The organism is Ruegeria sp. CF4 (genome assembly GCF_056537345.1).
Genome location: NZ_JBQFRJ010000003.1, coordinates 167,889 through 180,077, shown reverse-complemented (window position 1 = coordinate 180,077; position 12,189 = coordinate 167,889). Strand labels below are relative to the sequence as shown.

Annotated in this window: 14 protein-coding genes and 1 riboswitch; of the genes, 2 read left to right on the top strand and 12 right to left on the bottom strand. The window is 61.5% G+C overall.

Going from position 1 to position 12,189, the window contains the following annotated elements:
• The first annotated feature begins 28 nt into the window (after nucleotides 1-28).
• Nucleotides 29-949 carry a hypothetical protein gene (locus ACR0NF_RS09760; RefSeq protein WP_480778170.1) on the top strand — a complete coding sequence of 307 codons (921 nt, stop codon included), beginning with the start codon at nucleotides 29-31 and terminating at the stop codon, nucleotides 947-949.
• A gap of 25 nt (nucleotides 950-974) precedes the next feature.
• On the top strand, nucleotides 975-2,522 hold the full coding sequence (locus tag ACR0NF_RS09755) for a phosphate ABC transporter substrate-binding/OmpA family protein (protein ID WP_480778169.1): 1,548 nt from the start codon (nucleotides 975-977) through the stop codon (nucleotides 2,520-2,522).
• Between the two features lie 3 nt (nucleotides 2,523-2,525).
• Here the strand turns inward: ACR0NF_RS09755 and radC are convergent, their stop codons facing one another.
• From radC to dnaJ, 12 genes are all read right to left on the bottom strand, one after another.
• Entirely contained in the window at nucleotides 2,526-3,281 is a 756-nt protein-coding gene (radC, locus tag ACR0NF_RS09750) for a RadC family protein (RefSeq protein ID WP_480471379.1), read from the bottom strand.
• 35 nt (nucleotides 3,282-3,316) lie between these two features.
• Complete coding sequence (locus ACR0NF_RS09745; RefSeq protein WP_480471378.1) at nucleotides 3,317-4,051, bottom strand: ABC transporter permease; 735 nt, start codon at nucleotides 4,049-4,051, stop codon at nucleotides 3,317-3,319.
• Nucleotides 4,048-4,776, bottom strand: coding sequence for an ABC transporter ATP-binding protein (locus tag ACR0NF_RS09740; protein ID WP_480778168.1), 729 nt, complete (start codon nucleotides 4,774-4,776; stop codon nucleotides 4,048-4,050). Before ACR0NF_RS09740 ends, ACR0NF_RS09745 begins: the two co-directional genes overlap by 4 nt.
• Nucleotides 4,773-5,447, bottom strand: a complete 675-nt coding sequence (gene tenA / locus ACR0NF_RS09735; protein WP_480778167.1) for a thiaminase II — start codon at nucleotides 5,445-5,447, stop codon at nucleotides 4,773-4,775. Before tenA ends, ACR0NF_RS09740 begins: the two co-directional genes overlap by 4 nt.
• The gene (locus ACR0NF_RS09730; RefSeq protein WP_480471375.1) at nucleotides 5,444-6,379 is read right to left on the bottom strand and encodes an ABC transporter substrate-binding protein; all 936 of its coding nucleotides are present in this window, start codon (nucleotides 6,377-6,379) and stop codon (nucleotides 5,444-5,446) included. Before ACR0NF_RS09730 ends, tenA begins: the two co-directional genes overlap by 4 nt.
• A gap of 20 nt (nucleotides 6,380-6,399) precedes the next feature.
• Nucleotides 6,400-7,365: a ThiF family adenylyltransferase gene (locus tag ACR0NF_RS09725; RefSeq protein WP_480778166.1), complete on the bottom strand. Its 966-nt coding sequence runs from the start codon at nucleotides 7,363-7,365 to the stop codon at nucleotides 6,400-6,402.
• Nucleotides 7,362-7,958, bottom strand: coding sequence for a thiamine phosphate synthase (locus ACR0NF_RS09720; RefSeq protein ID WP_480471373.1), 597 nt, complete (start codon nucleotides 7,956-7,958; stop codon nucleotides 7,362-7,364). Before ACR0NF_RS09720 ends, ACR0NF_RS09725 begins: the two co-directional genes overlap by 4 nt.
• On the bottom strand, nucleotides 7,955-8,719 hold the full coding sequence (locus tag ACR0NF_RS09715; protein ID WP_480471372.1) for a thiazole synthase: 765 nt from the start codon (nucleotides 8,717-8,719) through the stop codon (nucleotides 7,955-7,957). Before ACR0NF_RS09715 ends, ACR0NF_RS09720 begins: the two co-directional genes overlap by 4 nt.
• A gap of 2 nt (nucleotides 8,720-8,721) precedes the next feature.
• Nucleotides 8,722-8,916, bottom strand: a complete 195-nt coding sequence (thiS, locus tag ACR0NF_RS09710) for a sulfur carrier protein ThiS (protein WP_480471371.1) — start codon at nucleotides 8,914-8,916, stop codon at nucleotides 8,722-8,724.
• Nucleotides 8,900-9,877, bottom strand: a complete 978-nt coding sequence (locus tag ACR0NF_RS09705; protein ID WP_480471370.1) for an FAD-dependent oxidoreductase — start codon at nucleotides 9,875-9,877, stop codon at nucleotides 8,900-8,902. The genes thiS and ACR0NF_RS09705 overlap by 17 nt, the downstream gene beginning before the upstream one ends.
• Nucleotides 9,874-10,677, bottom strand: a complete 804-nt coding sequence (thiD, locus tag ACR0NF_RS09700; RefSeq protein WP_480471938.1) for a bifunctional hydroxymethylpyrimidine kinase/phosphomethylpyrimidine kinase — start codon at nucleotides 10,675-10,677, stop codon at nucleotides 9,874-9,876. Before thiD ends, ACR0NF_RS09705 begins: the two co-directional genes overlap by 4 nt.
• A 47-nt stretch (nucleotides 10,678-10,724) precedes the next feature.
• A riboswitch (TPP riboswitch) is annotated at nucleotides 10,725-10,830 on the bottom strand.
• Between the two features lie 174 nt (nucleotides 10,831-11,004).
• Nucleotides 11,005-12,153 (bottom strand): molecular chaperone DnaJ, encoded by a 1,149-nt coding sequence (dnaJ, locus tag ACR0NF_RS09695; protein WP_480778165.1) that lies wholly within the window; start codon nucleotides 12,151-12,153, stop codon nucleotides 11,005-11,007.
• Nucleotides 12,154-12,189 lie beyond the last annotated feature (36 nt).

Here is a 12,189-nt window from a genome sequence, read left to right as displayed (position 1 = left end):
ACTCGCTCCTTCAACTGGGGAGGGTGTCTTGTTTGTAATAAAGAACTACGTGACCACGGGCGGAACCGTTGCCTGCGCCCTGGCTATCGGATACTTGATGCAGAGCGAATCCGCTCAGCACCCCGCGCCTGATGCGGGCTCGGAACGTGTTGCTTCGATCGCGCAGCAATCGGTGGGCCTGTCAGGGCTCGAAGCTGTTGTGCTGACCTCATCGACCCCGACCGCCGCACGTAAAGATGTATCACCCGACGCCCCTCTGACATCGCGTGTTCAGCCACGCTTCCCCTCGAACTGTGACCTGAGCGCGCGTGCAATGGCCGTACCCGGCGCGAATGTCCGGCTTCGGGTCAAAGCGCCTTGTCATATGGATCAACCGATCGAGATTCACCACAGCGGGTTGGTGTTTTCGACCCGCACGGATGCGCTTGGCCGGCTGGACCTGACGGTACCGGCGATGGCGGAATACGCCATTTTCCTGATTTCCTTCTCTGATCAGAAAGGCACCGTGGCCACGACCCACGTGCCCGAGATCAAGACTTATAACCGCGTTGCGCTGCAATGGGAGGGCGAGACCGACCTTCAACTGCATGCGCTCGAATTCGGTGCCAGCTATGGCGAAAACGGCCATGTCTGGTCCGGTTCCGAGGCCGGTGGCGCGGGTTCCGTGATCCATCTGGGCCAGGGCGATTCGGAGAAGGCGCACAGTATCGAGGTCTATTCATTCCCGACCAATACCGGGATCGAGGCCGGATCGATCGCGCTGTCGGTCGAAGCCGAAGTGACGGAAGCCAATTGCGGTGCAGATCTGCATGTGCAATCGTTGGAATGGCGCGCCGATCAACGTCTGCGCTCGCGCGATCTGACGCTGGAAATACCCGGCTGTGACGCGACTGGTGATTTTCTGGTGTTGAATAATCTGTTCTCAGACCTGACAATCGCTGCAAAATAAACAGCTGGCAGGTCGACACTTCCTCATGACATTTTTTCGTGCGGCGATAGCTGCGCTATTTGTCTTGCCCGGCGCAACGGGTGCAATCGCGCAGGACATCACCCTGACCTCACATGACGGCAAGGTTGAGGTGGTGGGCACTTTGCTGGGCTATGATGGCGAATTCTACCGGGTCGACACCCAGTTCGGAGAGCTGACGGTCGACGGCTCGGGTGTAACATGTGACGGCCCCGCCTGCCCCAACCTGACCGATTTCGTGGCCGAGATTCGCATGTCCGGCGCATCTGTCATGGCCGAAACGCTGCTGCCTGCGCTGATTCGGGGCTTTGCCGCGCAAGAAGCGCTTGAGGTTGCGCATTCACAGGATGGAACCACCTATGCGCTGCACCAGCCGGATCGGCAGGCCCCGCTGGCCCGCTTGATCCTGCGCGCAACCGATACCGGGCAAGGCTTTGTCGATCTGGTCGAAAACACCACGGATATCGTTCTGGCCCAACGCGAGATACGGGATACCGAGCAGGACCTGACACGTGAGGCAGGGCTGGGTGACCTGACCCATCCGCGCAGATCCCGCGTTCTGGCGCTGGACGCAATGGTGCCGGTTGTGTCTGCGGATAATCCGGTACAGCAGATCTCGGCCGCTGATCTGGCGCGGGTATTTGCGGGTGAGATCATCAACTGGGCTGATCTGGGCGGGCCGGACGCGCCGATTGCGCTGAACCTTACGGTGCCCGGATCGGGGCTGGCACAAGCGGTGGACGATCTGCTTATGAAGCCAGTGGATGCCACGCTGGCCGAGGCAATCACGCGTCATCCCCGCAACAGCGATCTGGTGCGCGTGGTCTCGGACGACCCATTTGCCATTGGTATTGCCAGCCTTGCCGAGACCGGTATTGCGCGCGTGTTGCCGCTGGCCGGCGGATGTGGTCATGCCATCATGGCGACGCGCCAATCGGTAAAGACCGAAGATTACCCGCTGACCGCGCCGATGTTCCTGTATCTGCCACAACACCGCCTGCCCAAACTCGCGCGGCAGTTTTTGTCCTATACGCAAAGCCCCGAGGCGCAGTTGGTGATCCGGCAGGCCGGATTTGTCGATCAGTCGCCCGAAGCCATCCGCCTTGGCCTGCAGGGCGACCGGCTGGCCAACGCCATCGCAACCGGCGGCACCGAGGTCGGTCTGGACGCGCTGCAACGCATGATCGAGGTCTTGCGCCCGATGACCCGACTGTCGCTGTCCTTCCGGTTCGAGCCGGGGTCATCCCGCCCTGATGCCCAGTCACGCTCGAACATTCTGCAATTGGCCCAGGCATTGGAAAGCGGCGCTCTGGACGTGCGCAAGCTGAGCTTTGTCGGGTTCAGTGACGGGGTGGGCGGTGCCGACGCAAATACGAGGATCGCCCTGCGGCGTGCCCAGACCGTTCGCAATTTGGTACTGGCTGCGGTTGAAACCAGCATGCCCGATAGTGTCGAGATCACGACCGAGGGCTTTGGCGAAGCCATGCCAATGGCCTGCGATGACACCGAATGGGGCCGCAAGGTAAACCGCCGAGTCGAGGTCTGGGTGCAGTAACCGTCACAGATACCCTTGCGAGCGGAAGCTCAGCTCGGTCGATTTTCCGATGATCAGATGATCATGCAGGGTTAGTCCCAGCGCCGAGCAGGCATCCTGTATCCGGTTGGTCATATCAATATCCGATTGCGAGGGCGTCGGATCGCCTGACGGATGATTGTGAACCAGGATCAAGGCCGAAGCGTTGAGCTCCAGCGCGCGTTTGGCCACCTCGCGCGGGTAGACCGGAACGTGATCGACGGTGCCTTTGGCCTGTTCCTCATCCCCGATCAGCGCATTCTTGCGATCCAGATAAAACACGCGAAACTGCTCAATCTCGCGATGCGCCATCGTCGTGTGGCAATAGTCCAACAGGGCGTCCCAACCCGAGATCACGTGCTTCTGCATCACCCTTGCGCGGGCCATGCGATGCGCGCAGGCCTCAAGGATTTTCAGATCGGTGATCACGGTGTCCCCGACGCCCTTGATCTGGCGCAGCCGTTCTTCGGGCGCAGTCAGCACCCGGTTGAAATCGCCGAATGCATCCATCAGCAGCCGGGCCAGCGGTTTCACATCCTGCCGGGGGATGGACCGGAACAGGACCAGCTCCAACAGTTCATAATCCGGCATCGCAGACGAGCCGCCCGACATGAACCGTTCGCGCAGCCGCTTGCGGTGGTCTTTGATGTAGGAGGGTAACCGACCACCGGGCAGCGGCTGCGCCGGCGCTTCGTCTGTGTCGAACAGCATGGGGGCTTCGGCAAAGGCGTCCTGTGTCATGGGCCTACCCTGACGCAGAATCAGTTTCCGAATGGTTAACGCATCTCGCCCGCCATGCGCGCCGTGGCGCGGCGGACAACCATGTGCAGCACAATCGAAAACACGCCCAATGTCAGCATCGCGGCAAACATCAGGTCGGTCTTTGCACGACCATTGGCCAGCAGCATCAGATAACCCAGCCCCTGCGAGGAGCCGACCCACTCGCCGATCACCGCCCCGATGGGCGCATAAACCGCCGCCAACCGCATCCCCGAGGCCAGCGACGGCAGGGCGGCAGGGATACGAATGTGCCAAAGAACCGACCGCTTGCTGGCCTGCATCGTTCGGGCCAGATCCAGATAGCCCGGCGGCGTCCGCATCAGCCCGTCAAAGAAAGATGAGGTGATCGGGAAATAAATGATCAGCACCGCCATCGCCACCTTCGACCAGAGGCCGTAGCCCAGCCACAGCGTCAGTAGCGGGGCCAATGCAAAGACCGGCAGCGCCTGCGTGAACACCAGCATCGGCTGCACCAACACGCGCGCCGCCCGCGAATTGGCCAGCTGCAGCGCTGTGACCACACCCAGAAGCGTGCCACAGGCCAGACCGATCAGCACTTCGATGGCCGTGATCCAGGTGTGTTCGGCAATCAGCCAGCGGTTCTGCCACCAGGTCTCGGCAACGACGGCAGGTCCGGGCAGGATGAATTTGGGCAACCCGGTGATCGAGACGATGCCTTGCCAGATGGCAAGGGCAAACAGGGTCGCGGCGAGGGCAGAGAGGTACTTCATACCGCCCCCTCACGCAGCAGCCGTAGCAAAGCGCCTTGGGTTTCAAGCGTTTCAAGATCGTCCACGTGGCGCGGGGCCGGAGCTTTCGGGGGGTCGCAGGGCGTCAGACCCTGCTGCGTCATCACGGTGATCGATTGGCCCAGACGCGCGGCTTCTGCCGGGTCATGGGTGACAAGCAGAACGGTCCGGCCCTGCAGCACCTCGGCGGCCAGATCCTGCATATCAGCGCGGGTGCGGGCATCGAGTGCCGAGAATGGTTCGTCCAGCAACACGATGGGGCGGTCTTCCATCAGCGTGCGGGCAAGGGCCACGCGCTGACGCTGGCCGCCTGACAGCTCGGCGGGCTTCTTGGTCATATGATCTTGCAGGCGCATCCGCGCGATCAGGCGCTCACGACGGTCCAGATCGATCGCCTCACCCCGCAGGCGCGCGCCCAGAGAGACATTCTGCGCCACCGTCGCCCAAGGCAGCAGCAGATCGTCCTGCGCCATATAGGCCACCCGATCCGGGACCGGTTGCCCATCGCTGGCAGTGATCTGGCCGAAGAATTCGGCCCCGGTCTCCAGCCCGGCAATCAGCCGTAAAACGGTGGTTTTTCCTACGCCCGATCCACCCAGCAGGCAGGTCCACGCCCCGGCCCCAAGGGTCAGGGTCAGCGGAGCGAATAGCGTCGCCCCGTCGATGGTGGCCGTGCCGCTGATGGACAGATCGGGCGTCGGGGTCATGGGGTCAGGCCCATCTGCCAGAAATTGACCTCCAACTCGGTCGCGGTGCGGAAGGTCTGGCAGAGGCGTTCCCAGCGCGGTGAGGCCTCAAAATCTGCCCCAATACGCCTTGTTAGAGCCTCATCCAGCAGCGCGCCAACCGCTTTGCACGCGCCCTGGTAGTCTTCACCGGCATAGGTGCTGATCCAGTCGCGATAGGTCTCGGACGTCGCCTCGGCCGCCAGTCGCTTGCCGATCTCGCCATAGCCCATGACGCAGGGCGCAAGCGCCGCCAGAAGGTCGAGCAGATCGCCACTGTACCCGGCCTCTAGCACAAAGCGGGTATAGGCGAGATTTTCGGCGCGTTCGGGGGTGGCGAACAACTCCTCCTGCGAGATCCCGGCTGCTTCGCAAATGCCGATATGCAGCTGCATTTCTTCGGCGACCAGCGCATTTACGGTGCCCACGGCAGTCAGCATCTCGGAATGCGTTTCCGATTTCACCACCGCCAGCGCCCAGGCGCGGGAGAAGTGGATCAGAAACACGTAATCCTGCCGCAGGTAATGCAGGAACGCCTCGCGCGGCAGCGTCCCGTCTTTCATCCCTTCGACAAAAGCGTGGCGGGTGTAGTCCCGCCACGGCCCTTGCGCCGCATCACGCATCAGCGTGAAGGCTTTGCCATAATCGCTCATTGCGCGGTCACGTCGATGGCGATGTCGCTGACAGGGTTGATGCTGTCGATCATGCCGCTGTCCTTCAGGAAGGCTTCGAACCGCGCATAGCGACCAGCCTCAAGGCCCGCAGGACGCAGCGCAAAGCGAGGCAGCGTGTCGACCCAGGCGCGGGCGTTCAGCTCGTCCTGCAATTCGGGCGAGGTGCCCGAGAAGATCTCCCAGCTTTTTTCGGGGTTGTTGACGATATATTGCGTCGCCTTCTCGGTTGCGGCGAGGAAGCGGGTCACCTTGTCGATATCCATAGTCTCGGGGTTGGCCACATAGATCAGCTCGTCATAGGGCGGCACGCCTTCTTCCTCGATATAGAAACAGGTGCCGGGGACACCTTCGATATCCATCTGGTTCAGTTCGAAATTGCGATAGGCACCGATGACGGCATCAACCTGACCGGTCATCAGCGATGGCGAAAGCGAGAAATTCACGTTGATCAGCTCAACCTCATCCAGCGCCACGCCATATTTGCCGAGAACCGTGCTCAGAACAGCCTCTTCCACACCCGCGACCGAAAAGCCGATTTTCTTGCCTTTGAGGTCGGCGGGCGATTTAATCGGGCCGTCTTCCAGCACCAGCAAGCAGTTGAGCGGGGTTGCAACCAGCGTGCCGACGCGTTTCAGGGGCAGGCCCTCATGGATCTGCAGATGCAGTTGCGGCTGGTAAGACACGGCCAAATCGGCCTGCCCGGCGGCCACCAGACGCGGCGGGGCGGACGGGTCGGCGGGCGGGACGATTTCGACCTCAAGACCCTGTTCGGCGAAATAGCCGTTTTCCTGCGCTACGATGATGGGGCCGTGGTCGGGATTGATAAACCAGTCCAGCAGGACGGTCATCTTGTCCTCGGCCCAGGCGGGCGCGGCGGCCAGCAGGGCGATTGCAGCGATCAGTTTCTTCATATCTCGCGTTTCCTTTTCATTCACGAGGTTGAGGCCGCGACGAGGACAATCTCGCCAGGCCAATCCGGTTGAATCTTTTCAGCCGCGCGCCATGCACGCAGGCCGGTTGCACAGCACAGTGCAAGCCGTTTGCCATTATTAGGGTCTATTTCATACAGTTTATCCGGCGAAACGCGCGCCGCGCCGGGATGCACGGGGATGGGCGCTTCGTCGTGACTGCGCAGGTCAACAATCTGGTCATCTGTCGTCAGTTGGTCGGCCGAAAGGAAGCGAAAACAGCTGTTCGGCTCGGGCGCGTCGTCGAACCGGAAACTGCTGCTGCGCAGGGTACGGCCATCATATTGCACCATCTGACCCAGCGGCGATGGCTGGATGCCAAGGATCAGGTTCAGCGTCATCTGCGCCTGCATCGCACCGATGATGCCCACGACCGGACCCAGAACCCCAGCGGTCGCGCAGCTGGCCCCACTGTCCGGTGCGTCCGGGAACAAGGCACGCAACGACGGGGCACCGCCGCAAAACCCGCCAACATAGCCAGACAGGCCCAGCACCGAGGCGCTGATCAGCGGTTTACCCTGGGCCAGACAGGTGTCCGACAGGATATAGCTGGCCGCATAGCTATCTGCGCAGTCGAGGATCACATCCGCCTGCGCCACCATGGAAGCGGCATTCACGCTTGTTAGAGCCTGTTTTTGACCGGCAAGCTCGATCTCGCCATTCAGCGCCCGGCAACGATCAGCCGCGACATCCGCTTTGAAGCGCCCGCAGTCCGCCTCAGTAAACAAGGTTTGACGATGCAGGTTCGACAGATCAACGGTATCGCCATCGACGATCGTAATCTGCCCGATCCCGGCCCCGGTAAGCAAAGGAAGCGCCGGAGCAGCCAGACCACCCGCGCCGATGACCAGCACATGAGCCGACGCGAGGCGGGCCTGCCCCTCGGCCCCTGCTTCGGGCAGCAAGGTCTGGCGGGCGTAGCGGCTCATCTGGTGACCTCGATCCACTGACGCACGCGCGCCTCGGGGTCGGTGTTCAGGGTGATATCCGTGACAACCGAGACGATGTCTGCCCCAGCATCCAGCACACCCGGCGCACGTTCAACGCTCATCCCGCCGATACCGACCAAGGGAATGTCCCCGACGCGTGCCTTCCATTCGGTCACGCGCGGCAAGCCTTGCTGATGCCACTTCATCTTTTTCAGGATGGTCGGATAGACCGGCCCCAGCGCGACATAGTCCGGGTCCATGGCCAGAACACGCTCAAGCTCATCATCGTCATGGGTTGAAACGCCCAGTTTCAGGCCGGCTTTTCGGATAGCGGTAAGGTCGGCATCGTCCAGATCCTCCTGCCCCAGATGAATCCAGTCACAGCCCAGATCGATGGCCATTTGCCAATAGTCATTCACCACCAGAACAGCACCCTGAGCACGGCAAAGGTCTCGTGCGAGTGCGATCTGCTCGCGCACCACCGCATCGGGCTGGTCCTTCACTCGCAGCTGCACCAGCTTCACGCCCAAAGGCAGCATCCGCTGCAGCCAGTCCACGTGATCAAAGATCGGATAGAAACGGTCCAGTGTCATGACAGGAAGGCCTTTCCAATCACGGGGGTCGAGGGTTCCGCCATATCGCGCGCCTCAATCGGGTCGGCCTGATGGGCCATTTGCCCGGCCTCAATCGCGCGCATCATGGCGCGGGCCATCATCCCCGGATCACCGGCGCGAGCCACGGCGGTGTTCAGCAGAACGGCGTCATAACCCAGCTCCATCGCGTGCGCAGCGTGGCTGGGCAGTCCAATACCCGCGTCGATCACCAGCGGCACATCGGGGAATTCCGCCCGCATCGCACGCAGAGCGTATTCATTGTTCAGCCCGCGACCCGAGCCGATGGGTGCACCCCAGGGCATCAGCACCTCGCACCCGGCCTCAAGCAGGCGTTCGCCCACAATCAGATCATCGGTGGTGTAGGGGAAAACCTGAAACCCGTCCTCGGTCAGGATGCGCGCAGCCTCGACCAGTTGGAACACATCCGGTTGCAGGCTGTCAGTGTGACCGATCAGTTCCAGCTTGATCCAGTTGGTGTCGAAGACTTCGCGCGCCATCTGGGCGGTAGTCACCGCCTCTTTCACTGTATGGCACCCAGCCGTATTGGGCAGGATCAGCACGCCAAGGTCCTGAATCATCTGCCAAAACGTCTGCCCGGCCCCGGATTCCCGGCGCAGGGAAACCGTCGCCACCCCTGCCCCGCTGTCGCGGAAGGCTTGCTCCAGAATCGCGGGGCTGGGATATTGCGCGGTGCCCAGCATCAGCGGGTTGGGCAGTTCGGTTCCATAGAATGTCTTCATCCTCAGCCCCCCTGCATCGGCGCGACCACTTCAACCCGGTCGCCATCCGTCAGTTTGTGGGCGATGCGCAGGCTGGAGGGCACGAAATCTTCGTTCACAGCGGTGGCGACGCGGCCCGAAAAACCGCATTCCTCCAACAGCTCGGTCAGAGTTTCGGCCCGCACTTCGCGCGCCTCGCCGTTAAGCACGATCTTCATCGACCATCTCCGAATGTTTGTTCTCAAGCGCCAAATCAGCCACGCCTTTTGCCAATGCCGGGGCGAGCAGATAGCCGTGGCGGTACAGCCCGTTGGCATAGATTGTCCGACCCAAGCGCCGGATACGTGGCAGGTTATCCGGAAAAGCGGGGCGCAGATCGACGCCGATCTCCAGCACCTCCGCCTCACCAAAGGCCGGGTTCAACGCATAGGCCGCGCTGAGCAATTCGAGCATCGACCGCGCCGTGATCCGGCTGCTGTCCTCGGATTCGATCATCGTCGCGCCCAGCATATAGACACCATCACCACGCGGCACGATATAGAGCGGCATGCGCGGGTGCAGCAGACGCACAGGTCGCGTCAGCACCACATCCGAGCAGCGGATTACCAGCATCTCACCCTTCACGCCGCGCAGATCATGCAGAACCTCACGCGCGTGCAGCCCCCGGCAATCAATCGCGTTCTCAAGCCGCGCAGGGGCGAGTTTCTGATGAAAGGTGACGCCCTGATCTTTCAGGTCACGATATAAGTCCTGCAACGCCTGGCGCGGATCGACATGAGCCTCATCCGTGAAATAGAGGCCTTTACCAAATCCATGCAAATCAGGCTCTAACGTAGAGATATCGTCGTGCGCCACCTCCTCAAAGCCATGCGTTCGACGCGCAAAGCGGCGCAGATCCGGCAGGTCCCGGGCATTGGCCACAACCAGCGTCCCCCGGCGATCCATCCTAGTCCGCGTCGCCCACCAATCGATGGCTTGCTGACCCAGGCGCAAAACCGGCTCTTCGGCGTTTTCAAACTCACACCAAGGGGCCAGCATCCCCCCGGCCCACCAGGAACATCCATGCGGACCCGGAGATCCACCAGGATCAAACACCTGCACCCGCGCCCCGCGCGAAGACATCTCACTGGCCACCGCAAGACCGGCGACGCCTGCCCCTATGACGGACCAGACAGTCACGCGGACCAGACCCGATGAAAGTGATGCACCGGCCCGTGACCCCGACCGATCCTCAGATCATCCGCCGCCAAGATTGCGCCCTGCAAATACTCATGCGCCTGAGAAACCGCCCCCTCAAGCGAAAGGCCTTGTGCCAGTCCAGCCGCAATCGAAGAGGATAGGGTACATCCAGTACCATGCGTGTTCCTGGTGTGTTGCCGCGGCGCCTTAAATTCGTGCAACGGGCCCAATGCGTCAATCAGCAGATCATGACAGACATCCCCGGCGCCATGTCCACCCTTCATCAGAACAGATTTTGCACCCAGCGCACACAACGCCCGTCCCTGTGCAACCATGTCATCGGGCGATTCTGCCACAGATTGCTCAAGCAGGCGCGCGGCCTCAGGCAGATTGGGGGTCAATACGGTGGCGCGCGGGAGAAGAACCTCACGCAGCGTCTGCACCGCCTCATCTGCCAGCAGAGCATCCCCCGACTTGGCGATCATGACCGGATCGAGCACGACCGGACCATCAAACTCGGAAATTGCACTCGCCACCGTGTGGATAATGTCGGGCGTGGCCAGCATGCCGATCTTGATGGCCCGAACGTTCAAGTCACTGAGAACCGCATCGATCTGCGCTGCGATAACGTCGAGCGGTATACCGTGCACAGCCGTCACGGCCCGCGTATTCTGCGCGGTCACGGCGGTTATGACGCTGGCACCGTAAACGCCCAAGGCCGACATGGCCTTAAGGTCGGCCTGAATCCCAGCCCCGCCGCCACTGTCCGACCCCGCGATTGTCAACGCAATAGGCGCCATCCGCATGCTCCATCTGTTTAGGGGCAACGGAGGCGTGGAAAACGTCTGCTCAGTGTAAGACCGTTCCCTCCGCCGGTATTGCCCGGATCAGGTTCGATGGGTTGATGCAACAGCAGCTCTCAGCCCCTTGAAAGGGCACCCCAACGGTTGGCGCGGACCATCTCAGGTGGGGCGCAAAGAATCAAGGGAATTTTGCGAGGCTCTGCCTCGCGCTCCGGGATATTTGGGGCCAGATGAAGAGCGGATCCCCCGCTTCATTTGGCTATAAATATCCCGGGGGAGGCGCCCGAAGGGCGGCGGGGGCAGAGCCCCCTTTTTTGAAACGGTTCAGCCCTTCATGCCATCCCAGAAGGATTTGACCGATGAGAAGAAGCTTTTGGATTCCGGGTGGTTGTCTTCACCCAGATCGTCGAACTCGCGCAGCAGTTCTTTCTGGCGGCTGGTCAGGTTGACCGGCGTTTCCACAGCCAGCTCGATGAACATATCACCGACACCACCGCCGCGCAGGGCAGGCATGCCTTTGCCGCGCAGGCGCATCTGGCGGCCAGACTGGCTGCCTGCAGGGATCTGAACGCGGCCGCGACCGCCGTCGATGGTCGGCACCTCGATAGATCCGCCCAGCGCGGCCTTGGCCATGCTGACCGGCACGCGGCAATAGAGGTTTACGCTGTCGCGTTCGAACAGTTTGTGCTCGGAAACCTCAACGAAGATATAAAGATCGCCCGGAGGACCACCGCGCATTCCGGCCTCACCCTCGCCCGCCAGACGGATGCGGGTGCCGGTTTCTACACCAGCGGGGATGTTGACCGACAAGGCGCGTTCTTTTTCGACACGACCAGCGCCACCGCAGGATTTACAGGGGTTTTTGATGATCTGCCCCAGACCGGAACAGGTCGGGCAGGTGCGTTCGACTGTAAAGAAACCTTGCTGTGCGCGAACCTTGCCCATGCCGGAACAGGTCGGACAAGCCGTTGGTTCGACACCACCTTCGGCCCCCGTGCCCTCGCAAGAAGAACAGGCAACAGCCGTGGGCACGTTGATGGTTTTTTGCAGGCCTGCATAGGCCTCTTCCAGCGTCACGCGCAGGTTATAACGCAAGTCCGACCCGCGTGCGGCGCGGCGTCCGCCGCCTCCGCGCTGACCACCCATGAAGTCGCCAAACAGGTCGTCGAATACATCCGAGAATGCGCTGGAGAAATCGCCTTGCCCGCCAAAGCCGCCACCGGGGCGGCCTCCGCCCCCCATGCCGTTTTCAAACGCGGCGTGGCCAAAGCGGTCATAGGCGGCCTTTTTATCGGCATCGCGCAGTACATCATAGGCCTCATTGGCCTCTTTGAACTGCGACTCGGCATCAGGATTGTCCTTGTTGCGATCGGGATGCAATTCCTTAGCTTTCTTGCGAAAGCCTTTTTTGATTTCATCCGCAGAAGCGCCCTTGGACACGCCGAGCACTTCGTAATAGTCGCGTTTGGACATCAGTATTTCCTTCTGCCTCAACGTAATCGGGCCGGC